Annotated in this window: 20 protein-coding genes; 18 read left to right on the top strand and 2 right to left on the bottom strand. The window is 35.2% G+C overall.

Annotated features, from left to right (window positions below; genetic code table 11):
- The first annotated feature begins 72 nt into the window (after window positions 1-72).
- Window positions 73-978, top strand: coding sequence for a hypothetical protein (locus ACMA47_RS19315; RefSeq protein WP_413931085.1), 906 nt, complete (start codon window positions 73-75; stop codon window positions 976-978).
- A 76-nt stretch (window positions 979-1,054) separates the two neighbouring features.
- Here ACMA47_RS19315 and ACMA47_RS19310 read toward each other — a convergent pair whose 3' ends face one another.
- Window positions 1,055-1,717, bottom strand: a complete 663-nt coding sequence (locus ACMA47_RS19310; protein ID WP_047378128.1) for a S24 family peptidase — start codon at window positions 1,715-1,717, stop codon at window positions 1,055-1,057.
- Window positions 1,718-2,485: 768 nt separating this feature from the next.
- On the opposite strand from ACMA47_RS19310, the gene ACMA47_RS19305 reads away from it, so the two are divergent.
- From ACMA47_RS19305 to ACMA47_RS19265, 9 genes are all read left to right on the top strand, one after another.
- Window positions 2,486-2,644 (top strand): hypothetical protein, encoded by a 159-nt coding sequence (locus tag ACMA47_RS19305; RefSeq protein ID WP_156106583.1) that lies wholly within the window; start codon window positions 2,486-2,488, stop codon window positions 2,642-2,644.
- A gap of 385 nt (window positions 2,645-3,029) precedes the next feature.
- Window positions 3,030-3,197, top strand: a complete 168-nt coding sequence (locus ACMA47_RS19300; RefSeq protein ID WP_413931084.1) for a hypothetical protein — start codon at window positions 3,030-3,032, stop codon at window positions 3,195-3,197.
- A 60-nt stretch (window positions 3,198-3,257) separates the two neighbouring features.
- Window positions 3,258-3,635, top strand: coding sequence for a hypothetical protein (locus ACMA47_RS19295; protein ID WP_079242287.1), 378 nt, complete (start codon window positions 3,258-3,260; stop codon window positions 3,633-3,635).
- 307 nt (window positions 3,636-3,942) lie between these two features.
- Window positions 3,943-8,250: a phage tail protein gene (locus ACMA47_RS19290; RefSeq protein WP_413931083.1), complete on the top strand. Its 4,308-nt coding sequence runs from the start codon at window positions 3,943-3,945 to the stop codon at window positions 8,248-8,250.
- 47 nt (window positions 8,251-8,297) lie between these two features.
- Window positions 8,298-8,765: a hypothetical protein gene (locus tag ACMA47_RS19285; RefSeq protein WP_120231693.1), complete on the top strand. Its 468-nt coding sequence runs from the start codon at window positions 8,298-8,300 to the stop codon at window positions 8,763-8,765.
- Window positions 8,766-9,207: 442 nt separating this feature from the next.
- Complete coding sequence (locus ACMA47_RS19280) at window positions 9,208-9,615, top strand: 5-fold beta-flower protein (RefSeq protein ID WP_413931082.1); 408 nt, start codon at window positions 9,208-9,210, stop codon at window positions 9,613-9,615.
- 348 nt (window positions 9,616-9,963) lie between these two features.
- Window positions 9,964-10,821: a hypothetical protein gene (locus ACMA47_RS19275; protein WP_413931081.1), complete on the top strand. Its 858-nt coding sequence runs from the start codon at window positions 9,964-9,966 to the stop codon at window positions 10,819-10,821.
- A 77-nt stretch (window positions 10,822-10,898) separates the two neighbouring features.
- Window positions 10,899-13,181 (top strand): hypothetical protein, encoded by a 2,283-nt coding sequence (locus tag ACMA47_RS19270; protein WP_413931080.1) that lies wholly within the window; start codon window positions 10,899-10,901, stop codon window positions 13,179-13,181.
- A gap of 249 nt (window positions 13,182-13,430) precedes the next feature.
- Window positions 13,431-14,288, top strand: coding sequence for a hypothetical protein (locus tag ACMA47_RS19265; RefSeq protein ID WP_413931079.1), 858 nt, complete (start codon window positions 13,431-13,433; stop codon window positions 14,286-14,288).
- A 270-nt stretch (window positions 14,289-14,558) separates the two neighbouring features.
- Here the strand turns inward: ACMA47_RS19265 and ACMA47_RS19260 are convergent, their stop codons facing one another.
- The gene (locus ACMA47_RS19260) at window positions 14,559-14,717 is read right to left on the bottom strand and encodes a hypothetical protein (protein ID WP_413931078.1); all 159 of its coding nucleotides are present in this window, start codon (window positions 14,715-14,717) and stop codon (window positions 14,559-14,561) included.
- 202 nt (window positions 14,718-14,919) lie between these two features.
- Here ACMA47_RS19260 and ACMA47_RS19255 point away from each other — a divergent pair, with 202 nt between their 5' ends.
- From ACMA47_RS19255 to ACMA47_RS19220, 8 genes are all read left to right on the top strand, one after another.
- The gene (locus ACMA47_RS19255) at window positions 14,920-16,236 is read left to right on the top strand and encodes an ATP-binding protein (protein ID WP_413931077.1); all 1,317 of its coding nucleotides are present in this window, start codon (window positions 14,920-14,922) and stop codon (window positions 16,234-16,236) included.
- Between the two features lie 76 nt (window positions 16,237-16,312).
- Window positions 16,313-16,882, top strand: coding sequence for a hypothetical protein (locus tag ACMA47_RS19250; protein ID WP_413931076.1), 570 nt, complete (start codon window positions 16,313-16,315; stop codon window positions 16,880-16,882).
- Complete coding sequence (locus ACMA47_RS19245; protein ID WP_413931075.1) at window positions 16,879-17,319, top strand: lysozyme; 441 nt, start codon at window positions 16,879-16,881, stop codon at window positions 17,317-17,319. Before ACMA47_RS19250 ends, ACMA47_RS19245 begins: the two co-directional genes overlap by 4 nt.
- Window positions 17,320-17,645: 326 nt before the next feature.
- Complete coding sequence (locus tag ACMA47_RS19240) at window positions 17,646-18,488, top strand: hypothetical protein (protein ID WP_413931074.1); 843 nt, start codon at window positions 17,646-17,648, stop codon at window positions 18,486-18,488.
- Window positions 18,489-18,502: 14 nt separating this feature from the next.
- The gene (locus tag ACMA47_RS19235) at window positions 18,503-19,522 is read left to right on the top strand and encodes a hypothetical protein (protein WP_413931073.1); all 1,020 of its coding nucleotides are present in this window, start codon (window positions 18,503-18,505) and stop codon (window positions 19,520-19,522) included.
- Complete coding sequence (locus tag ACMA47_RS19230) at window positions 19,522-24,024, top strand: hypothetical protein (protein WP_413931072.1); 4,503 nt, start codon at window positions 19,522-19,524, stop codon at window positions 24,022-24,024. Before ACMA47_RS19235 ends, ACMA47_RS19230 begins: the two co-directional genes overlap by 1 nt.
- A gap of 537 nt (window positions 24,025-24,561) precedes the next feature.
- Window positions 24,562-25,104, top strand: coding sequence for a peptidoglycan-binding protein LysM (locus tag ACMA47_RS19225; protein ID WP_413931071.1), 543 nt, complete (start codon window positions 24,562-24,564; stop codon window positions 25,102-25,104).
- A gap of 205 nt (window positions 25,105-25,309) precedes the next feature.
- Window positions 25,310-25,743: peptidoglycan-binding protein LysM (locus ACMA47_RS19220; protein ID WP_413931070.1), on the top strand; the 434-nt coding region annotated here is incomplete at its 3' end.

The following is a 25,743-nucleotide window of genomic DNA, read 5'->3' as shown; positions in this document are numbered from 1 at the left end:
TTTTATTTTTTGGAATAATTACAACATCCCTTACATACTAGAAAAATAAATAACAACAATAAACATACTATAATGGAAAAATGTGATGTTTCATTTAAAATACAATATCAATCTTCCGAGACAATAACAGAGGCTTCTGTGAAATACAATTATCCACCGGGATCCGCAAATGTAGAGACCGTTGATATAAGGAATGCAGTGCTTCAGGATAGTAATTCAATAAAACTGCCTGGTATTCAGGAGGTGGGTACGTACAATCTGGACGTTGAGCTGGGAGTAAATGGAGTTGTGGCTACAAGCAATGCTACATTGAACGTTGGAGGGTGCAGCTCTTCCTGTGAAACTCCGAAGGTCCTTGATGTAAAAGTACTGGAGGATGGGCAGCTGGTAATGAACTATGTGGTTTTTAATACCAGCAATCTTGCGGCATTGGAATACCAGATAGCGAAAGATCCTGCTTTTAAAGATGAAGATATTATTTATTCAAAGGTGGGCTTTAGTGATGTAAATTATACCCAATTTGAAAATATTGACATGAGAAATGGAAATATTCCAGATAAAACTCCTTTATACATAAGAATAAGAAAATATTGCAGACCCAATGGAATTTCGGAATGGTCGGATTTCGCAAAATTTGACTCAGGAATATGGGGAGTAGAAGCTTACTGCTTGTCCGGTGTAGATGATCGTAACAAGGATTCTCTTTGTTTCGGAACATCTCCTGCCTGGAAAATGAAAGTAACTTTAAGCCCCTTTAGACCAGGTATAGGAAGCTTGATCTGCCTGACTAATGGTATGCCTGCAATACCGGATAATATAAGAGAGTTTGAGCAAAATGCACCTGAGAATTTCAAAAAAAGTGGAATAAGATGGATACGATTCCTAAGGTCTGATTCAGAATTTAACCCAGGTTTAATTTATTGGGTAGATCCGCAATCAGCTGAAATACAGAGAATCGATGAAGAACAGTGTTATTAGAATATCTTACACTATAATAATCTGAAATGCCCCAATAAAATCCTCAAGAAATTGAGGATTTTATTTCCCTGGGCAGTTATCTTCTGTTGTTTTTACGTCTTGTACTTATAATATTGAAAAGTTTCGCAACATCTTTCAAATGGATTTCGAAATCTTCATAGTATTCATTCAGAGAATGAAGGGTAATAATCCCTCTCTCCACATCATGGTTGATGATTCGCTTTACCAAAATTCCTTTCTCTTTGTGAACGATGACAAAATCCCACTTATCATAATGGAGTTTACTCATCCAGTAATCCTGTCTGATGTTTCTGCATAAGATAATATCACCTTCCAGATAACTTTCGTATGATCCGTTATCCATACTGTCTCCTTTCACTTCAAAACACATGTATTCACCTCTGTGCTCTACATCGTCCGTAAAAGGAATAGTGGGTAAGCTTTCTATATATTCTTCATCAGCAAAATTACTCAGGTAACCAGCTTGTGCGTATTGATTCGCCAATGGAACGTGCATGATCTTTAAATCTGAAAAAACAACCGGAGACGCACTGTCATCATTGAGTTCCTGTTGTTTTAACAGTAAATTGGTAACAAAGTAAGCCGTCGTTTCCGGTATTTTTCGTTCGCCTTTTTCCCAATATTGTACGGCTCTGGTGCCTACTCCTATAGATTTTGCTATATCAGCCTGCTTCATGTTTAGTTTCTTTCTGATTTCTTTGAATTCTAAATAGTTCATTTTGATATGTTTATAGTTATTTGTAAAAAAAAATGAATAATTTGTTCGTTTTTTATTTTGAAAAACGAACAATGTTCGTATATTTGTTTCGTCGTTAAGATGGAACAGTACAAATGTACAAAATTATATTTAAAATTTAATATTTTTTTAATATTTTGAAATATTGGTTTTGTTCGTAATTATGTGTAATTAAGTAAGTTGAAAAATTATTTTTTACATTTTGTACTTAATGGATAGATATTTTTCTTTTTTACTTTATCCGGAGCAAGTAGGAATAGAGAAAGTTTTAAATAATACATAAAATGTAAAAAGTGCGTTTTTTATATTGTTTTATTTGTGTTTTGTTCGTTTTTAAATTGTTTCGCTAATGATAAAAATGCGTTTATTTTTGATAGATATCTGAATAAAGCAATCATTTTGCTCTTTGTTTTTTTCTGAAAATAAAAAACAAGCCCAACATGTAGAATAATACGACTGCTCAACATATAAAATATCGATTAATTATAGTTGTCAGTAAAGTTGCTAATACATCCTGAGAGGGCAAATGAAATTTAAAATAAAGAAGTCAGGGTAAGATTTTTATTGAGAAATACCTGGTACCGGCTTCTAAAAAAAACAAAATTAATTGAATTAGACATCTTTTTAGAAGGCGGAATATTCGTCTTTAGGGGATTCTTATGACTTAATGAAACGGTCAACAGGCAAGAGAAGGAAGCCTGTCTGATTCAAAAAAAACTTTTTAACCAAAAAAACTTTTAACCATAGAATATGAAACGCAGTAAAGAATTAGTCGAAAAAAGAAAAGATTTTGTCATTGATTATGTAAAACGTAATCAGGATAAACAGATGAAAGTGATTGTCAACGAGCTGATGGAAATGTTGTTCCTGTCTGAAAGAACAATATATAATATCATTCTTCAGCCATAGTATACAGTCACGGAAGAAAGCTCAATCCTTACCATTTAATATAACGTTGTAATGTGAATATCAGTAAGATAATGTTTGTAGATAGTGTGTATTCATAATTCATTTCTTGAAATTATTCATTCTAAAAAGATAAAAAAGGATTCAAAGCTATTGCTAAATCCTCAACAGCCTCATACATCAGATTAAAAGGCTGCTCTGATATCTTTCTCAAATTTAAATTATAGGTAAAATATTAAGGTGAAAAACGGTTTTTGCTTTGTCGTTCTGTTGTTTTTAATGAAACATGAATTGTAAAAGTAAACCGTTTGGCCTTAGTGTATGGGAAGAGAAATCAATTTAAAAAAACTAAAAAAGCAATTATTCATTTAACAAAATTCTAGTAACCATGAAAAAAAAAGAAAAGAAAAAAAAGAAAAAAGATAAAGAAAAACTGAAGAAGCCAGGTAGAGATATCAGTGATATTATTGAAGAGTTAGCGTATGCGGATGAGAGCGAAAATATCATGAAAATCAGAAAGTTTTTAGATGATATGTATATCCTGTCTCAGGAATAATTAAACATCTGAAAATGGTTTGAAAATTAAACATTTTAATAAATAATAGAGAAGAAAAGAATGAATTTGGATAGTATAAAAGCCCTTTTAATCGGCACTGCAATAGCATTTTCAGGAGGATTACTGAGGGTACTGGTCTCCATACAGAATAAAGAGAAAAAACAACCATGGGAACATTTTATCACCTTGGTAATCGTAGTCATCGTAGGCTTTACAATGAGCTATTTAATGAACAGAGCTGAGCTGCATGACAAATGGTATTCAACAGGGATATTATTTGTGCTTGGCTACGGTTATGATAAATTCCTGAAAATGATCACTACAAACCTCCCAAACTGGATTGATAAAGCAGTGAATCTTTTTATTGAAAACCGATATGGAGTGAAGACAGACAGACAGTTTGATGAGGAAGAAGAAAAGAAAGATGATATGAAATAATAAAAAGATTCTGAAACAGCCTTTACCGTAATGACAGAATCACCCACTCTAAAGGAGATATTATCCCGGAAAAGAGTGTATTTAAAACTTAAAAAACCTGAAAATTTAAAAGCAAGAGAACAAACAAGGAAATGGTTCAGTGTTGCCTGTTTCTCAAAGTCAAATACCATTTCTATTTACTTACATTCTTAAAGGATCAACTTTCAAGGTATGATTTTTTCCAACCCGGCAGGCACCCTATAAGGCACAATATCTTAGTTGTGCCTATAGGTCTTTTAAAATAATATGAAATAAAAAAACTAAGTCAATGAAAGCAGCAAAACCTGTAGAAAAAGACAATAAGGCCCATAAAAACCAGAGCAAAAAGCAAAAGCCGAAAAATCCGGTAGTCGTACCTCTGTCTGAGGTAGATGGGGTCAGTATACAGACACAAAAATCCGGAAATAGAGGCGTTACTGCCGGATCAGGAAGTCCTAATGACAGCCTGCTCAACCTCAATGGTACTATTGCGGGGGTTCATGATTCACGAAACATTTATGGGAAGGGATCAGAAAAAAATTATGGAAAACTCCAGGAGAGTCTGGCGAAAACCGGAGATATCAACCATCCTGATACCAGGAAAATTGAAAAAGGCTATATGTCTACTTTGAATGACAATCAAATACAAGATTACCATAAACTCAAATCGGGAACCTATCTGCCTAAAACAGTACAGGAACAAGCTGTAGTTTATCAGGAAAGCAAGAGCAATCAGGAAGCAAAAGCGGATACAAAGACGGTAGCGGCAGGAAAAGCAGTTTCCAGGAAATCAGAAGTTGCTGCTGTAGAAAAAACTCAGTCAGCCCCTGCAGATAAAGCGGTAGAGGCTGATATTGAAACTAAAACTTCTGCAAATGCCGCAGACAATCCCGGATTTATAGAATTGAGCGGACGGATCAGTACCACAGCTAAGCTGCAGAAGCAACACGAACCATCAACCAAAGCGACAAATGATGCACAAGCTGCAGCACCATCACCTGCCAACGAACGTCAGAGTATGGCGCAAGCCAGCCAGGTGAACACCATGGATGAACAAAAACCAGGGCTGTTCAAGAAAGAAGATTTTAAAGCTTTGTTGAGTGAAAAAATACATAACATCAAGCTTCCTAAAAATGAAGAGCAGGCAGATGAGTTTGAGAAACACAACAATATACAGGAAGTCAATCAAAAGGCAGTAGGCGATGTTAAAAAAGAAAAGAATCTGGCATCTAATGATATTGCTTCTGCAACAGCTGCACAACCTGATACCGCTGCACAGCCTGTTCGTGCCGTTGCAAAAATGCCAACACAACATATAGGTGTTGCTCCGGGAACACCCAATGTAGCGAAAGCGATGCCAGTGAAAAGAAATGCAGAAAGCGTAGAACAGCCTATTAAGGAGCAAACAGCAAGCATCGACAGTGAAATGAAAGCCAATGGGGTCACCGATACGATGTTGGCAAAATCTAATGAGCCTACGTTTACAGATGCTTTGGTACAAAAGAATAAAGCCAAAACCCAAAGCGCTGCAGCAACTCAACAGTTCAGAACCAACGAAAATAAAGAGCTGTCTAAAACCCGTAATGAAGCCCAAACACAAGCGGCACATCACATTAGTGGCATGCATGGTGCAAGAAAAGGCGGATTAGGTAATGTACATGGTGAACAAAAGCAAACCTCAGGCAAAGACAGTCAAAAACGAAAAGAAATTGCCGATCACATTAATGCTATTTATCATACTTCTAAAACCGATGTGGATGGTATTTTAAATAATCTGGACAAGTCGGTGGCAGAAAAATTCGATAATGGCAGCAGAGAAGCTAAAAAAGCATTTGAAGCCCATGTCGATAAAGAAATGAAAGCTTATAAAAAGAAGCGTTATGGGGATGCCTATGCAAAATACGGAGCTTTAGTTGCAGCAGGGAAATGGTTATGGGACAAAGCTACAGGGCTGCCTAAAGAGGTCAATAAATTTTTTGACAGTGGTAAGGACTTGTACATTAAAGTCATGGATAAATTTATTGACCAAATTGCAACCCATGTTACCACTCAGCTTAATGCAGCCAAAACCAGAATTGCTAAAGGTAAAAAAGAGGTACAGACTTATGTCAACAGTTTATCGCCAAGTTTAAGAAAAATTGGAAAAGATGCTATTGCAGAGATCCAAAGCAAATTCAATGCGCTGGAAGACAGCGTAAATAGCAAAAAGGATGCATTAATTGATGTATTGGCTAAAAAATACGCAGACAATATAACCAGTATTGATGCCAGAATTTCAGACTTAAAAACACAAAATAGCGGATGGGTTAATCAGGCTCTTGAGGTACTTAAAACCAGTGTGTTTGCTATTATTATTGAAATTAAAAATACGCTTACCAATTTATTATCCGGTGTTATCAGTGCCATTCAGGCGATCATCATGGATCCGATAGGGTTTTTCAAAAATCTTATTGCCGGAGTTTCGCAAGGGTTTACCAATTTCGGGAACAACATCTGGACTCACCTTAAAACCGGTTTCTTCGGATGGCTGACCGGAGCAATGAAAGGTATTTCTATTACGATGCCGGAAGATGTATTCTCATTAAAAGGAATTTTCTCCATTACCACACAGGTGCTTGGTTTAACATGGAGTGGCATTAGAGCCATCGGTTCTAAAGTGATAGGAGAACCTGTAATGAAAGTTCTTGAAACAAGTTTTGAAATGGTACAGATAGTTCGTAAAGAAGGTGTTGCGGGACTTTGGGAGCATTTGAAAGATCAGTTTGCGGACCTTAAAGCTACGGTAATGGATGCTATTATGGACATTATCCAGACACAGGTGATTCAAGCGGGTATTAAATGGGTAATGGGATTATTGACTCCGGTAGGAGCATTTATAAAAGCGGCAATGGCGATTATAGATGTTGTGAAATTCTTTATCCAGCGTGCAGCACAAATCATGGAGCTGGTAAAAGCCTTTACCGATAGTATAAAAGCAATTGCCAGCGGAAATGTAGGAGCAGTGGCCAAATCGATAGAAAATGCATTGGGTAAAGCTGTCCCTGTACTGATAGGTTTCTTAGCTTCATTACTGGGAATTGGCGGTTTAGCAGATAAAGTTGTTGGGGTAATACGTAAAATACGTGAGCGTATTGTAAAAGCAATTACTAAGTTCTGGACTTTTGTGAAAATAAAAGGTGGTAAACTACTAAACAAACTGGGCATTAGTAAGAAAGGAAAAGATGATGGAAAGGATAAAAAAGGAATGACCAAAAATGATAAAAAGCTTGAAGATAATGAAGTTGGAGAAACCATTTATTTTTCTGCTGAGGGAGAGAATCATAGACTCTGGATTAGTACAAAAGGTAATAATGTTGAAGTAATGGTAGCGAGTACGCCTATGAGTGTAGGTGACAGACTAAAAAAATGGGAGGATGAGCTTCATAATTTACCAAAAGAAGAACAAGTAAAAGCTAAAACTCTATTGTCTCAGGCTAAAGGTCAATATCTTGAAACCCATAAAGGTGCAAAAGAAACAGATAAAGCATTGGATAAAGCTAAAATACAAGGCGCATCAAGCGATGAAATTAAAAGAGCAGAAAAATTAGATAATAATGTAGAGAATAAAGAAGAGCAACTTTCTAATACGCTACAGCAATTATTTAATATATTTGGAGAAGGCAATGCACTGAATTATAGCATACAAAAAGTTGCTTTTATCAAAAACGAAGAGTTCGTGAAAAATGAAGAGGCAAACTTAAAAGAAGGCAAATATCCGGAAAGAGTAAGAGAACAAATGCTAGAGTTTATTAAGCATATACCAGGGTTAAGAAAAGGTGGAAATACTAAATTAAGAAGAGAGATGGTATCTAGTGAGTCAACAGCAATTCGTAAATGGGAGATCGCACAAGGAGCAATATATTCTCCATTTGTAGAAGAATACCATGAGGCATTACAAGAGATGCGAAAAGAGCTAGATGGACAAGAATATATTATAACTACAGAAACAGGTGGGTCCTTTTTGGGAGATGCTGTAACTAAAGGTACATCTATCAAAAATGAAAAAATAGAAAAAATGCCAAGAGATAGAGTAACAGGTAAAACTCATAATACTCAGCAACCTGAAGATATAGTAAAGTATGTAAAAGAAGTGATGCAAGGAAGAGAAAATCAATCTGTTATATTTACTATTGTAGAACCAGTATTTTCCGGTAGTGCTTTAGGCTCATTAATAAGAAAAGCTACAGGGGAATTATTATCTACTTATCCTAATGTTTATTTTAAATTTGTAACCATGCAAGAAACTTTAGGATTTGATAAAGATGAGGCACATAAAAAGATAGAAGCAAGTAAAGGAAAAATGAGAAGGGCAGCTAAAATTACAGAAGCACAAGCTAATAGAGTACAAGTACATTATGCGCAAACTACTTACGTATTAGGAGAAGATGTACCTACACACACCGATTATAGAGCTAAAGATCCTGTAATCGTTTTTAATGCTACTGATAAAGTAATGACAGTATATCAAATAAAGCCATCTGATCACACTACTACTAGAGACATTGTAATTGCTATAGGGAATGGTGAATTTAAAGGCAAACTCAAAGATGTTTTATAAGAATATAGTATATTGAACTTAACAATTTTAACAATAAAAATAATAATATGGCAATAGGTATAATACAAGTAGATTTACATAATCCTAGATCAGGATCTTATTATGATGAAATACAAGAATTAGTTAATAAATATTTGTCGGGAGATCATTCTTTAGAAACAGTTAATGCATTGATCGTAGAACTTATAGACGATGAACTTATGTTTTTTGCAGAAGAAGAGTTTCCTTATGCAGAATTATCTAGATGTAAATATAGTGTAATTTCTCAAGATACTTTTATTAAGTTGCAACAAAACAAAATGTTACCTTCTAAGTTAGAATACTCTTCAGATATGTATGGGAATTTTAAATATGAAAATAATGAGTTTATACATCCAGAAGGAGAAAAGAATTATTTATATTTAAATATGCCATGTATGGTTTTTTTTCAAAATAACATAGTTACATTTTTTATTCTTTATGAATATGGAGATAAATTTGTTTCTTATTCTTTAAGTTATGATGATTTAAAATAAGAAAATCTTGATAAAAAAGGTATTTGAAATGGACAATATACCTAGTAAATAAAAGTATTAATATCAAAGACTTCGCATATATATCCTAGTTTTGCGGAGTCTTTTTAATTTAGCAAAGTTTATACTGTGATAAAAATCAATGCTTTATGATGGGGATTGTAATTATATGTGGAATGTAAAAGCTTATTTTTATTGTAGCTTTTTATAATTTTTCAGGGAAATTCAATTTCATTATATTTTTATCTAAGTGAATTGGAAAACTTGGTATCTTGTAAAAAAATATAAAAGCTTGGATTATATGTAATCCCCCGCTACCGCACGAATATTTCGTGCGGTTTTATTTTCAATCATTTATCTACAAGTTTTTATCTTTATAAAAGAATAATCAATACTTTTGAATACATCAAATAATCAAAGTTAACAACTCATTAAAATATTGAATATGAAAAAAACACTATTCTTTTGTTCCCTTCTCTTCGGTCTTTCTGTAGGCGCCCAAACTATAGAATCCGGAAGCCACAGCACCACTGGTTATATAAAAAGTGATGGGACCATAGAAAACAGCAGTCATTCCACGGTGGGATACATTAAAAATGATGGGACTATCGAAAATAAAAGTCGAAGCACTATTGGGTACATCAAAAGTGACGGAACTATTGAAAATAAGAGCCGTTCTACGGTAGGTTATGTAAAAAAAGATGGGACTGTAGAAAACAGCAGTCATTCCACCATTGGCTACATCAAAGATGATGGAACGGTTGAAAACAGTAGCCGTAGCACTATCGGGTATGCAAAAGGAATCAAAAAAGAGTGGGCGGCGGTAGTATATTTCTTCTTTAAGCTGAATTAATCATCACTCTTCGAAAAAAATTAACGTTAAGCATAGAAGCAAAAAGGCTCGGATTATAAGATCCGGGCCTTTTTTATTCCTGAAAAGTAGAGGGTACTGCAACTACAGAATAGCGGGGCCAAAAAACTTTCACAGGAACAAAAAAAGTATGAATTTTGGGCAATGAAACGTAAGAAGTCATCATCCTGCTTCTTATAACTAAACGGTGCTGCAACTACAGCATAACGAGACTAAAACCCTTTTCCAGGGATAAAAAAAGGATGAGTTCAGAACTTTAAAACATAACATAAATTATCATTGAAACCAAAGTGTAATGATGCCCAGAAGCATAAATTATAAAGAAGTATTATGGAGGAAAATAAACTAACAACCAGAGACCAGTTAAAAAACTATTTTGAAACAGGAAAATATCCCACACAAAGCCAGTTTGAAGATCTGATAGATTCTTTAAGGCTTAGAGAAGATGTTCTTACCAAAAGAGAACTGGCCATTTTTGCCAATAGTTTGGCAGCTATTGACAACTCATTCGTTAATTTTTCAACAAATAATGTCGGAAATCTAAAATTTTCAATCGTAGTAAGCACAAATGATGAACCGGATCAGGTGATCTCATCTGCTGATTTCAAAAGCTTTTTAGATAAACGTTATTTTGTAGGGAGTGCACCTTATACGATAAAAGTAAAAGAAATATTTGAAGGTGATTTGAAAGAAACGGAATATTATAGTTTGGCGTATCAATTAGATCAAACCTATACTGTTTATAGATTGTTCGGGAATAATCTGAAGACAATTCCCGTTGGATTTGACTTTGGAGAGCTGGAAGGTATTGGGTTACCTATACAACTTTCGAAAGGAGAATTTGGAAGAAAAATAAACATTTTAAACACCAATGTTAAGTTCGTTAATAAAACTGAAGTGCCCATCAAGTATAGAATAGAAAGCGCGGGATGGAATGATCGATATAGAGCTGAAGATACAGTTACGGATCATTATGACCTGGAAGATTCTTTGAGCTTCTATTATAGAGCAGACCTTACGAAAGCCAGTCAATCCATTAAATGTGAAGTCTATAATGCTGAAAATGATAACCTTTTGACGACCGGTTATTTACCAGCAGGACAAAACCAGGTTTCTTTGAATGGCGGCCAGGTTAATGGAATCAGAAATATAAGAATCGAATGCAGCTATTCTGAAAATGTAAAATAGTGAAATCTAAAAAGGTGAGTTTTTGAACTCCAGACTGAGAATATGTAGAAAAGAAAACCAAAGAACAATAAAATATAATGGAAGAAAATAAATTGACCTCAAGAGAAGAATTAAAAACCTATTTTAAAACCGGTGAATATCCCACACAAAATCAATTTTCTGATTTGATAGATTCATACTGGCATAAAGATGAAGTGATGGATTTGGAAGCTATAAAAGGCTTACAAGCTTCTTTAGATAATAAATTGGATAAAGAAGTAGAACAAATTCTTTTAAAAGCTGTAAATGATGCAGTAGCCAGTACAAAATCAATTGTTAAAGGAGAAGCATTTCCAAACAGTTCACCAACGGTTTGGATGCCGGGTGATCCGAATCTTTACGAAAAATGGGAAGCCAGGACAGTAGGTACTTATATTAATTTTAAAAATATTTCCGGTGTACCTATTGAAGTTACAACTGCAGATCTCGATGAACAGTTAGTATTTCTGAATGTTAGTAATGGAGTGACGAAAAAAGACTTTGTGGCTGTTCCGGGAGTAAATGTAGCATTAGAGTTTGATTCTGATAATAATACTGACGCTCAGGGAGGCAAACAAATCAATAGTTGGCTGGTCAATAAAGTAAAAGGTGGAGAATCTGATGAGGTAAGAAAATCAGTAGAAGAAGTAGGTAGTTTTTATAAAAAAATAGGAGTTGAATTGGCAGGGACTTCTCCTGATGGGATACAAGCTGGTTTATACAATATTAAATCAAATACAACAGCAGTTTCAGATTCAAATAAATTTTTAACAAAAGCAAATATAAGACTTGCAGTAGCAGGTAATTTAAAGTTTTGTATCGGACGCTATGATGGTACAAAATTTATTATGCGTTGGGAAAGTGAAGAGCAATCAGGGGTTGCCGGTTGGAACAATTTTGATTTTACAAGCCAGAAAATTAAAATTAATACCGGAGAAATGGCTGCTGTTGTCTGTTTACCAACTACATCAGCTCAAATATTTTATGGAGATCCGGGTGCTGCAGGAAATAGATTTGTTCAATATAGCACCACTTCAGGAGGAGTACAGGCAGGTGTAGGAAGTTATTATGCTCTCTGGTTTGAGCTTTCGGATATTAATGAAACTACTCTGCAAAGTGAATCCGTTTTCAATCTTTCCAAATCAGTTAGTAAAATTGTAGAAAATTATTCTCAGAATGGCTATACAGGTGTTGAGGTTGGAAAAGGAGAATCTGGTGTTTCTGCAGATTCTGATGGTATAGAAGGATACGCAATTAATAAATTAGAGCTTGAAAATTCTCATATATTAGAAAAAATTGAAATCAGAACAGTTACTGCAGGGGCTTATCAAATAGTAACAGGATTTTTGGACCAGGCCGGGAAGTTTATTGAAACAAATGTAATAAGGAAAACTTTAAATGCCGGGTTAAATGTTATTACAATTGATCCGATAATACTTGCGAAAGGAGAGTATGTGGGGCTAAAATTCCCTTCAAAATTTCCTGTCAATAATACACCTGCAATAGCAAATCTGTGGGCTGCTGACAATTACACCGGAGTGCTGACGCAAGTGTCAGGGAAATCACTTCCAATGAAGTTATACCTTAAAGAATATATTGAAAGCCATATATCTACAAAATCAGATCTATCTTCTATCAATTCATCAATTGCAGGATTACAACAGAATTTTACTTTTAACGGGAAAAAAGTATCCTTATTATTTAATCCGGATGGCTCTGTGACATGGGATTATATAGTAGGCTATTCAAATATACTTCATTTAGGAAATTCAATCGCCAGGCATCCTGTTCTTTCTTATTGGTGGGGAAGCTGGGGAATGGCTGCATCTGAGAAAAGTAAGGATTATGTACATCGTTTTTTAGAAAAAATGAAGGTTTTTAAACCTGCTGCAACCACTGATGTATTAAATATTGCCGGATGGGAAACTTCTCCATCTACCTGGGATAAATCTCAATTAGATACTTATTTGTCCGGAAAAGATTTGATTTGTATAAGACTGGGTGAGAACGCCATTTTTTCTGGAACATTTAAATCAGAATATGCAGCATTGATTAATTATATAAAAATAAAAAATCCAACAGCTAAAATCATTATTGGAGGTGTATTCTGGGCAGATGTTAATAAAGATTCAGCAATGTCTCAGGTAGCCACAGAGAATAACTTAACCTTTGTTAAAATATCTCATCTTGATATTCCTGCAAACAGATCTTATATGGGAGCGCAGGTTAAAGGTGATGATGGTCAGTGGCATACTGTCAATAATTCAGGGGTAGCAATTCATCCCGGTGATTTGGGAATGGAGGCTATTGCATCCGAAATGTTCAACGCTCTGGGTTTTTAAAAAATAACACTTACTGCAACTACAGAACAGAGAGCTCAAAAAACTTTCCCGGAAACAGAAAAAAGATGAACTTCGGCTTTGAAATCAAGTAAGCCATCATCTGATTATTAAAACCAAGCGGTACTGCAGAATAGAGAAACTTAAAAATTTTTGAAGGAATTAAAAAGACTGAATCCCGAATTTTAAAAACATAACAAAAATAATCATTGAGCCCAAAGGCAATTCAATTGTAAAGAATAATAAAATATAATGGAAGAAAATAAATTAACCCCAAGAGAAGAATTAAAAACCTATTTCGAAACAGGTAAACATCCAACGCAAGGTCAGTTTTCAGAATTGATAGATTCTTTAAGGCATAAGAAAGATGTCCTGACCAATAAAGAAATGGCAATCCTTGCCAACAGTCTGGCACTTATTGATAATGCATTCATTTACTATTCTACAAACGATGTTGGAAATTTAAAATTCCGGATTGGTATTAGCTCACAGGATGAAGAAGATCAGGTGGTCACTGTAAGACAAACTGACAATGCTGTGGAAAAACAATTCTTATTAGGCAGCGCACCTTATACCTTTAAAGTAAAAGAAATATCGGAAGAAACATTAAAAGAAACTGAATATTATCTTTTGAGATATGAAATAAGCCAGAGCTATACGATTTTTAAACTGTTTGGAAATGGCCTGAATACAATTCCTGAAGGTTTTGATTTAGGATCACTGGAGGGTAAAAGGTTACCCGTATTTATTTATAAACAAAATTTTGGAAGAAAGATAAACGTTCTGAATACAAATATTAAGTTTGTTAATAAAACAGAAGTGCCTATACAGTACAGAGTAAGTGCAAGTAGCTGGAGTGACAGATTCAGAGCTGAAAATAGTGTTACTGATCATTATGATATAGGTGATCATTTAAGCTTTAATTATAAAGCAGACCTTACGGGATTGAGTCAATCTGTACGATGCGAGATCTTTGATGAGGATACGAATAATCTTTTAGCGACAGGCTTTTTATATGCCGGACAAAGTCAGGATGCCTGGTATGGCGGTGATATATATGAAATCAGAAATGTAAGAATCGAATGTAGTTATTCCATCAATGAAAAATAGTCTGACTGGAATTTCTTAGCAACAATCAGTAGTGCAAAATATTCATATTTCTGAAGTAACAGTACGGGTATAAACCATCATTTGATTCTGAAAAATTAAGAGTTACTGCAACTACAGTACAGATTGGATAAAAAACTTTTATAAGAACAAAAAAGAGATTAATTTTGAACTGTACACAACAACATAGTAATTGTTATTATGTAACACAACAAGCCGCATCCTATCCCTATAAAAGATCTTGAGATCACAAAGCGGCAGAGAAGTAATCCATTACATTCTCATTACTAAAAATACTACCTCAATCGGAGAGACTCTCATTGGCAGGACACCTTTTAGCACCTGAAGTCCCGGAATTTTCTGATGTATAAGCATTAGAATCTCCTCCTGGAAGCAGAATGGCTGGTCTTCAGATCTACTATTCTCTTTCAAACGCAGATTGATTCTTTAAAAATAAGGACTCCAATGAAGGAGCTACTTTCCAAAAACAGCTGCTCTGTCGGCTGTGGAGAGATACTCGAATGCGAGCAACTTTCCGGTTGAGGTTTCTTGAAATCAACGACAAGATAAGTGTGAATGTATCCTAAAAATGAAAAGGATGCAGTACACCACATCTTAAAAAAGATAAAAACCAATGGAGTCAGAACAATTACAAAAATTATTTACTCATTTAGAAAAGGTTATTACATGGCGTATCAACAATCCTTCAGAGGATTTTAATGTAGGAGCCCCTGAATTTAATACCAGTAACCATGAGAATTTTCAATTAGGAGATTATATTTCAGAGAAAGAGCTTGCCCATCAGGAAGTTGTGATTCTTTTAATGGCTTTATTGCCACGATTAGATCCATCATTACTGAAACGCATTTATCTGGAGCATCCGGGGAGTGCGCTGTTTGACTTCTGTTCAACCAACGATAGTGGCAGGCTCTTTTACCCTACAATTCAGGCTGTTCAATACGTTTTGGGAGGAGATAGTATTTCAGAAAGATTAAAATCACTGGATTATTTCGGACCGAATTCGGTTCTGAGTCAGGAAGAACTCATTGTTTTTTCAGGTTCAGCCCATGAACATGCATCAATGAACAGTCAGATCAATATTCATGAAGAAGCTTTTAACAAGATCATGTTTGGTCTGGAATTATTACCGAAAATGAGCAATGATTTTCCGGCAGAACAAATACTTACCCATCGATCATGGACGGATTTGATTCTTCCTCAAACGACGTTACAGGAGCTTAAAAGTATTGAAGCCTGGTACAATAGCAGTCAGATTTTGATGGAAGATTGGAATATGCAGACCAAACTTAAACCAGGATTCAGAGTGTTGTTCCATGGAGAGCCGGGAACAGGAAAAACTCTTGCGGCCAGCCTTTTAGGGAAATACACCCAGCGTCCTGTTTTCAGAGTGGATGTTTCTATGCTGGTCTCAAAGTACATCGGAGAAACAGAAAAGCAATTAGCTAAACTGTTCAACAAAGCAGAAAATAAAAACTGGATTTTATTCTTTGATGAAGCAGATGCTATTTTCGGAAAACGAACCTCTGTAAAAGATGCCCATGACAAATATGCCAATCAGGAAGTTTCTTATTTGCTGCAACGCATAGAGACATTTTCAGGGCTTATTATTCTGGCCTCCAACTTTAAAAATAATATGGATAAAGCCTTTACGCGACGCTTTCATAGCTGCATACAATTCAATAATCCAAAGCATGAAGAGCGTCTGCGTATCTGGCAGCAAAATTTACCCGAACAATTACAACTTGAAGATATTGATCTGGAACAAATTGCTCAACGATATGAATTAACAGGTTCTAATATTATGAATATCATACAGGATGTAAGTTTAAAAACAATTGCATTAAAAGAATCTGGTTTCAAAGTAAGCTTAGACATGTTGCTGGATAGCATCAAAAAAGAATACGTAAAAGAAGATAAAATCTTTATGTAAGAATTTGAATACCATTTGGATTTCCTGGAATTGAAGAATTCAAGATAAGCCTTTTCAATTTTTAAAACTAAAACTCATGAAAACAAAAATTCTGTTATTGCTCATCTTGAGCAGTCTCATGTTGGGCTGCCGGAGTAAACACAAAATTACAACCACTTATAAAGAAAATACAACAAAGACAGAAGAAATAAAAGCTGATTCTTTAACCCTTCAAACCTCACAATCAACTCAAAGTCTATCAGATGAGGTGTCAGTGAAGGAAGAGAGAAATGAAATATCCGGTGAGCTCTTGATTAAAGGAAAATCGGATGCATCTAATCCCTTTGTTTTCCATAATGTGGTGGGACGTGATACCCTTCAGCGTATTTCCATCGTGGGAAATGCAGAATATTCTATCAGCAGCTATTATGCAAAGGGCAACCATGAAAAATCAGAGGTTAAAAAAGAAGAAGCTACCCATATTATTCAGGATTTAACCCAGAAAACAAGTTCAAAAGAAACGGTCAAAGAAGTGGCTTCAAAAGTCTCTGAAGAAACCAGGAAAATTCAAACAGATGGATTTGAAATTCTGGCCTGGATTTTCATTACGATTATTGGAATCACTTTAATACTCATCTTTTTCACCTACAAATATTTTAAGACATGAAAACATCACAAAAGGGAATCAATCTGATTGTATCATTTGAAGGTTTCAGTTCAAAGCCTTATCTGGATTCTGCGGGAATTCCGACAATAGGATATGGCAACACGTACTATCCCGGAGGAAAAAAAGTAACCATGAAAGATCCTGCCATCATTAAAGAAAAAGGAATAGAGCTATTTTCATCTGTTTTACCAACTTATGAAAAAATCGTCAACAGTAAAATTAAACTGAATCTTACTCAGAATCAATTTGATGCTCTTGTCTCCCACACTTACAATACCGGAGGATCAGATGGACTATTTTCTTTGATTAATAAAAAAGCAGAAGAGCAGGCCATCAGAAATTGGTTTACCACGAAATACATTACGGCTGCCGGAAAAACATTAAACGGACTCATCCGAAGAAGAAAGGCAGAAGCTGATCTGTTCTTTTCTAAATAAACAATTTCCACCTAATACTGGGAACTTTAAACCATCTGTTATCCTTGGAAATAAATCTCCAAAGTCAGGTGTAGACTACTTTGTTCCGGCTTCAAACTGCTCATACAGTTCAAATTTCAGGCAAAGATGTTATAGCATCATTGTAATATTTTGAGATCGCAAAAGTGGAATCAGCTTCATTGATTCTTTCTAAGTGAATGCATAGTTGTATAGCTTCATCTGCAAGTATATGGACTTCTTCGCTCCTTTAAACTGTCACGCGATAGAAATAATCTTCAAGCCTTTCCCAATTATCAATTTTATCAAAACTAATTATCAATTATCAAATGAGTACACCATTACATACAATATTTAGTTGGTTTGAAACTGGAGATTTTCCAACAGAAACCCAGTTTAAAGACACGTTTTTATCTTTTTATCACAAAGATGACTTAATCCCTATGAAAGGGATTGAAGGATTTGAAGAGATCTTTCAATTATTTGCCAGTGCGGAAGCATTTCAGGAACACTTACAAGACCCAAAGGCTCATTCGGAATATCTGGCTTTATTAAATGCCGGTAATCTGACCTCGGCTCATGTTGACAGCTGGAAAAGCAAACTTGGAATAAGCAATGTTGCTACAGTGGACAGTTCTGATCAATTGGGGAATGTGTATACTAAAATACAGGTAAATAGCTTTGTGGATGCATTGAAAGATGCTGATAAAGACTTAGCCCTGAAGATAGAAAATATCAGAAAGATACTATTGTCTAATGATCTGTCTTTAGATGAACTTCAGGAAATAGTAAACTTCATTAAAAAAAACCGTGATGATATTGAAGCTTTAAAAGCTCTTCCCATAGGAGAATCAAGCGAAGATAAAGTAAAGCTGTTATTGAACTACGATTGGCTAAGCAGCCCAAAAAATCAACAGGAATTTAATAAGCAGATCTATGATAAGGTTTTGTTGATCTCACAGACCGCTGGAAGTGCAGTAGTGCAGATTACCGGAAGTGCAGTATTTCCCAATACCCTTGAAACGGAAAATGTGATCATTCAGGCCCGGGATAGTGTTACCGGAAAAAAAATAAATATTGACGATTATGCAACCAACCAAACCATCGAGATTAAGATGTTGGGCGACCTTGCTAATCCGATTAACATTCTCATTTTAAAAGTTAAACCATAAAAAAATAAAAAACTATGAATAACAACGCAGTAATCAGTAATAATGCAAATCAGGATAATTTTTTTGGGGAACTACAACGTACCCGTTTTCAACAATTTACTTCATTTCCCAGTACGGATAATGTTCCTGCAGGTTGGGTAATTGATTATAATGGTCAGTTGCATCAATGGAACGGAACTGAATGGATTAATTTGGCCGAAAATTATGTACATCCAGAGTATCCGCTGACTAATAATCCATTTCAGACCAATCAGACAAGCGGGCTTCTATTGCTAAGTCAGATACTGACCAATAGTTCAGGGCATGTTATTAAAGTAGCAGGCCGAAATCTTACCAATGCAGATATTGTTTCTATTGTTGTGAATGACGCGATTCAGTCAGGTACCTTTACATGGTCATCCTATAAGATTAAAACTTATGTTGAAAACTTCATAGGACAAAGCCTTACAGGAGCACTGATCTATCAGCCGGGAGGTTATATTCCTTCTACTGTTGAAGGTTCAATGACGATGCCGTCACCTGCTACAGCAGCTGTCATTAAAACAGGAATGGTATGGGTGATTACAGCCAATGGATGGGTGGGTAATGAACCTGTCTCTGTTGGTGACCATCTTATTGCCAATACCGATGATGCTTATAATATCCCTAAAAATTATCAGATTATAGAAAAAGGTATTCCTGATATTGTAGACGCTACAGATTCGGTAAAAGGTCTGATCCAGATCGCGACAGATGTTGAAGCTATTGAAGGAGTCAATATTACTAAAGCAATGACTCCAAAATCTACGAAAGCTGTTTTGGATGCAAAAATTAAATCCCAAACATGGCACATCGGAGATGGATCGTCCGTTGCTTTCGCCATCACCCATGGCTGGAATACCCTGAATGTTGATTATATCTGTTATCGTAATACTGATAATAGAAAAATAAATGTAAGCTGTACGGTTATATCAGAAAATGACGTACAAATAGATGTTTTGGCACCGCTTACTCCGAATGAATATAGAATTACTTTAACTGCTAGATTAGACTAATGATTGCTCCTGAATATTTTAACAATCATATCGCTGTAGAAGGCGAAATAATTGTGAAAAGTGTTCCAAACGATGCAGGTTCTGTAATGGTTTGGAATTCTGTAACGAAAAAAATTAGTACAAGAACCCATGCGGAAATCGTTGCTGATTTAGATATAATGACTTTAAGTACAAATCAATTTGTAAATGGTCAGAAATATTTCATAAGCTCTGGAATATCTGATGAATATTCCAATAGATTGTGGGTAAGAAGTGATGATGGCTCAGAACCAGGGATCACATTTTCGAAAATTGGAAATATTTCATCTACACTTACTTTGAGAAATGATGGATTTCATTTTGGAGTAGCTTCTAAGAACCATTATGATTATGTAAAAGCAGAAGGATATAGGAAAAATGGTTCTTCTGATAACTACTTTTTAACAGGGGGAGGAAATGACTATGATAATAGAAGAAAAGAAGACTCCTGGTATCATTCCGGAAGAAACTTCCCACAGGGTACATTAATTGAAACGGATGTAGATTATTCAGTAGATTATGGAGATCAGTTTCTTTTAGAGATTAAAGGTAATATGTACGGAACTGATCAGCCTTTAGATTGTAAGATCCAGGGGTATATCTATAACGGTACTATTATTTCTCATAGCGGCTATTCTACATTATATTACTGGAATGGAATTACTGCCTTAAACTTAAATGGTAAACTTTGTTTTTGGTTTACTCAATTATCTTACTGGCAGGGATTTGATGTAAAAGTAACGGTTGGATATGGAGGTTTAGACCAGGGAAATAACAGGGTTACTTCAGTGTCGGATCATCCGGATCCGGGAGGCACAAAAAGGGTTCAGATAAATCTTAAACATTTACTTACTAAAGAAGAGTTAGTTGCTGGTAATACATTTTGGGAGAAGAAAGATACAGGTGGCTATTGGGTATTAGATTCAGATAGACCTATAGCGGGTTTAAACGGTAATAATTCTCAAGTTATTTTATCTGGTGGTTTGTTGGCTTCTTCTGCTTATTCTGATTCCCAGTTTATTCCTCCTCATGGAATCCATTCAAGAGGTTTTGTGCAAACGGATGAAGGTTTTCAAAACAGGTTTTACAAAGTAGATGAAAGAAATAGAATCTGGTCATTTGCTAATGCAGATTCTTATGGACTTTCTTATTATCAGGGAAGTGCCAATAGCTTGAATGAAGGTATTGGTTTCCATTTTGGAGATCCAGATCATCCTACCCATTTTCTGGGAAGATCAGGTCAGATTTATTCTAGCGTAGGTATTTATTCCAATTCATTTACTACAGGTAATAAACAGGTTTTAAATTATAGTGGTCCCTCAACATTATATGTAGGAAACCCTACGATTAATACTATTATAGAATCTAATGGCAATGACATAATACATTATAAAAATGGAGTCAATGGAGTGGTCTGGGATGCTCATAATTTGGATCCGTCAGCTTTTGTTAATACCTCAGTTTTAAATAACTATGTTCCTTATACTGGTGCATCACAGGATATTAATCTTGGGACAAAGGATTTAGAATTTGAAGATGGAGGATCTATTAATAAAAGCCAGAATAAAGTAAGAATATTTAATAAAGTTTATCAGGGCTATTATGATGTTGGAGGACACACAGGTATTTTAGCGATTAAAATGCCACAAGCTTCATCAGAGCATGCAATGTTTAGTATTGATATCAATATTTATGGATATGAAAGTCAGTACTTAGGTAAAGTGAATGTTGCTTTCTATAAATATGTATCAGGAACTCTGGTTACTAATGGTTCAAAAGCGATATGGGAAGTAACAGATAATTTTCCTACAACCACCGCAAGAATTGGGATTGGAACTGATGGATATGTCAGTATTTTATTAGGAGAATCAGAGACTTTTTGGAATGGGTATTTCTCATTTGAAGTAGCTAGAGTGGAAGTTAAATACGGAAACTATTATCAGGATTGGAATCTGGGATGGTCTCATGCATTAGAACCTAACCTTGATTTATATCCTACCCATATCATTACTTTACCTTCTGATGTAGTTGCTACAAGAAGTTGGTTAACTAATTTTGCAGACAGCAGCTATATCCCCAAAGCAGTTCAGCTTAATGATAACTTCAATAGTCTTGGAGGGTATTCAAGTTCCGGAGTTTACAGAGCAAACAATAACGCAGGAGGAGTTCAGCATTTATATAGTCCTATGCTGCACATGGGTGCTCAGGATACTACAGCACAGTTACAGGTAAAATATAATGATACTAATGCAGACGCAGGAGAATTAGTCTATAGAAGTGGGTATAATGGTAATTGGACACCATGGAGAAGAGCCTGGGATAATGTGAATTTCAAACCGAGCGATTACCAGACGAGAAATACGGATGAAATTATATCGGCAGCAAAATCCTATTATAACAGAATACCTTTCAAACTAAAAAACAGTTCATATAAATCCTGGTCAATTCAGAAACCTACCAATAACAATTTAATATTGGCCCCTTCTGTTACCAATAATGCGGAAGATTGGGATTTAAATAATGGTATAACATTCACTGATGCCGGTCAGGTTTCATCAAAAGGTTTCAATAAAGTTGGGTATAATGATAACTATATCTTAACAGCAGGTGGTGGTCAGAGATTAGCCTCAGATTTTGTGTCATCTTCAGACTTAGGGAACTATCTCAGAAAAGATGGCGGTACTATGACAGGTGCTTTCAATATAGAGACTCCGGCTATGTTAGGGAGATGGAAAAGTACTGCACAAACAGGAAATTATCTGACCTGGCAAAAATATGACGGATCTAAAGATATAGCTTATATTGGAGCTGATGGAGATTCTGCTATAGGAGGTGGCGCAGGTGATAGTTTTGCCATGAGAGCTGTAAATGGAGGTGACTTATTATTAAGTTCAGATAGCGGTGTTGTTAAAATTCAAGGAGGTATTCCGTGGACTACGAACAACTTTAATCCTGGAGAATACCTGGCGAAAAGAGGAAACCATCAGGATGCAACTGCAGTAAAAACCGATTATCCTTTAAGCGTTACAGATTGGGCGACAGGTAATGGATTCCCATCTACTTATGGTAACTCTTTACACATAGCAGGAAATAATACATGGTACCATAGAATAGATTTTCCTTTATTCAGCAATCATCTAGAGTATTGGCAGGCGATAAATACAACAACCATGACGAAAAAAGGGAATATTCCTTTATTGTCAGATGGAGAATCGCTTTGGACGAATAATAATTTCAACCCTGATGCTAAAGTTAATTCTGCAGAAAATGCTCAGACACTAGGATTCTCAAGTGGTTTGTCAGCAGGTGCACCTTACATCTATCATAGAACAGATGGTTATGTATTTCTGGCTACTCAATCTTGGGTGTCATCTAATTTTACGAGCCAGACTCTGTCAATTCAACCTGAAGAGGAAGGTGGTCAATGGATAAATCTTACTAATTCAAACGGAGTCTTTGCTACAAATTACTTTGTTACTTCAAGAGATGGTTCAAGAAACCCGGATACAGTTGTTGCACCTAATGGTAATAGTCGTAGAGTTAGATTTGATTTTATTCAGGCCGGACATGTTGGAGGAACTGGAAATTATGCAGGTGTAATGACTTATGCTCCTTGGGATGGTACCTCTGCATCCACCGGGGATTCATCTTACCAATTAGCTTTTGCCAATCAAACTGAGATTAATGGAGCCGGAATACCTATGCTTAAAATAAGAAAGGGTATTGATGATAAATGGTCCAGTAAGTGGTTTAAATTGTGGAGTGACGCAGATTTCTCCCAAGGTAATATCAATAGCTGGAATTATATGTCTAGTAACGGTGTTATTGTAAACCAGCAATTTACCAATCAAACAGGTAATGGATTGATGGTTGTTGATAATTATAATGGTGGAGAATCCGGTATATATAATGAAAAAGATAACTTCTATTTAGCTGTATTAAAAGATGAATATTATAAATATTCAAGCAGTTATAAGGGCTGGGAAGGTATCAATTTCAATAGAGGAAACAAAAATATTGGTATAGGTACACCGGCTAATGATTCACATAAAGTAAATATTGCTGGTTCAGTATATGTTGAGGGCTCGGTAAAAGCTACTGAAAACTTTAAATCAAAAGATGAACAGCCTAATACTTTATTTATTCCGGATGGAAGTCTTTCCTATCTTGATGATGAGATTATCAATGAAGACTCTAGAATGAGATTGTCTCATGGAATGATTGAGCAGCAGCCAGGAGTTCAATATTATGATTCTGATAATAGAATGCTGGTCATCAGATGTATGTATGGTGAGCAATTTACATTAGGAAAAGTTTTCAAAGGTCAGAGGATACTCGTATTAAATGCCAGTGATAGTTATGGGCAGGGATTCGATATAAAAAGCGCAGGGTATTCATATAAAATACCACCATATAGCTCTATCCAATTATTTGTCTGGGATGAAAAGACCGTATATAAATATGCAGAAAATAAGATGTATTAAAACTTGAAAATTCCAAAATAAGGAATATATAACTCATATAAAATGGCGTCACTTGTTGTAAAGTGGCGCCATTTTTATATTATTCTTTGTTGGAATCTAGTAATTTCTTGGATGAAAAAGTAGAAGTATATAACTTTGAAGTAGAAGTCTACTATTAGGCATACTATAGAACTAATCTTGAAAGATATTATTAATCACGACCAAGGTTACTGGTTAAATTTATGTTTATATTTTATTATTAAAATGGAATGTTTGAACAGTAATATGATACAGCTTTTGAGTACAACTCAAAATAATAAAAAATTTAGTCAAGAATTAAGGCATAAAATAAGAAAAGCTATACTTATTAATAATTAACTAAGATTGGAATAAAAATTAACGCTATTAGGTTGAATATCTGTGAACTATATGGTGGTAATATTCAATCAATGATGAAAAAACTTTGGTAATGTCATATATTGTTATTAGATTTATAATGAATTCTGAATTCTGAATTCCGAATGACAATATTATTACACCTCACTAAATTTATTAATCATGAAAAAGCAAATCTTTATCGTTGCGCTGTCTCTGGGAGCAATCGCCTTAGGAACCAACCAGGTTATGGCACAAAATTCAGAGCAGGTGAGTACATCAGTAAATATTATTTTATCGGACGTTATTGCAATGGACGTTGGCTCTGTTGCTTCAGAAGGTAGTGTAGATTTTAATTATGGGAGCACAAAAGACTATAATTCTTCAAAAAATGTGACCGTTCCCAACAGTTTAGTCATTATTTCCTCTAAAAATTTTGATGTAAAAGTAAAATCTGAAGGGGCACACTTTGTAAGTGGCGCAAACGTAATTCCCGTAGATATATTACAGGTAAAAGCAATACCGGGCGGAAGTTTGGTGGGAACCCTGAATGAGGTCACTTTATCTACAACTGATCAGGTGCTGGTGAGCAATGCAAGTTTAGGTACCAAACAGTCTTTAAATATTGCCTATTCCATTTCGGCGGAAAATGCATCCAAGGTCCTTCTGGGAAAACCACAGGGAACTTACACCCAAAAAATAACTTATACTGCCACTGCATTGTAAGTAAATAGCAATTTTTAAATAGGAAAGCCCTCAGTACTGTCAAAGTATTGAGGGCTTTCCTATTTAAACCCAATGAGTAAGCCTGTAGTGATTTTACTACGTGAACTTCCTTTTTCCACTACAAGGAAACTTTTAGCATCACTATAAATTTGCAGTATACAAAAGATAACAATTAAGTAAAAAATAACAATAAAATATTACCATCATGAAAAAACAAATCGTAATCACAGCCTTAACTTTTGGAGCGATCATATTTGGAACTAACAATGTTCAAGCTCAAAATACTACAGCTACCACAACGGTAAACATTACTCTGAACGATGTAATTTCCATCGACGCAGGAAGTACTGCCATTGGTAATACAGTAGATTTTAACTATGTTACTGCAGCAGACTACAACTCTGATCAGACCATTACCAAAGCCAACTCTTTGAAAGTTACTTCCACAAAGAATTTTAATGTTAAAGTAAAAGCAGGAGGTGCTAATTTCATGAATGGAACGAACTTAATCCCAGTCAATGTTTTGACCATTAAAGCAGCAACAGCTGCCGGAACAATGGGTGGGACAAAAAATACTGTAGTTTTATCTGCAACGGATCAGAATTTAGTTACCAATGCTCCTCTTGGAAGTGCCTTAAC

Origin of the sequence: Chryseobacterium sp. T20, assembly GCF_047345655.1 — a bacterium.
GTDB lineage: Bacteria > Bacteroidota > Bacteroidia > Flavobacteriales > Weeksellaceae > Chryseobacterium.
The sequence above is the reverse complement of the archived record's forward strand: the minus strand, read 5'-3'. Positions and strand labels throughout refer to the sequence as shown.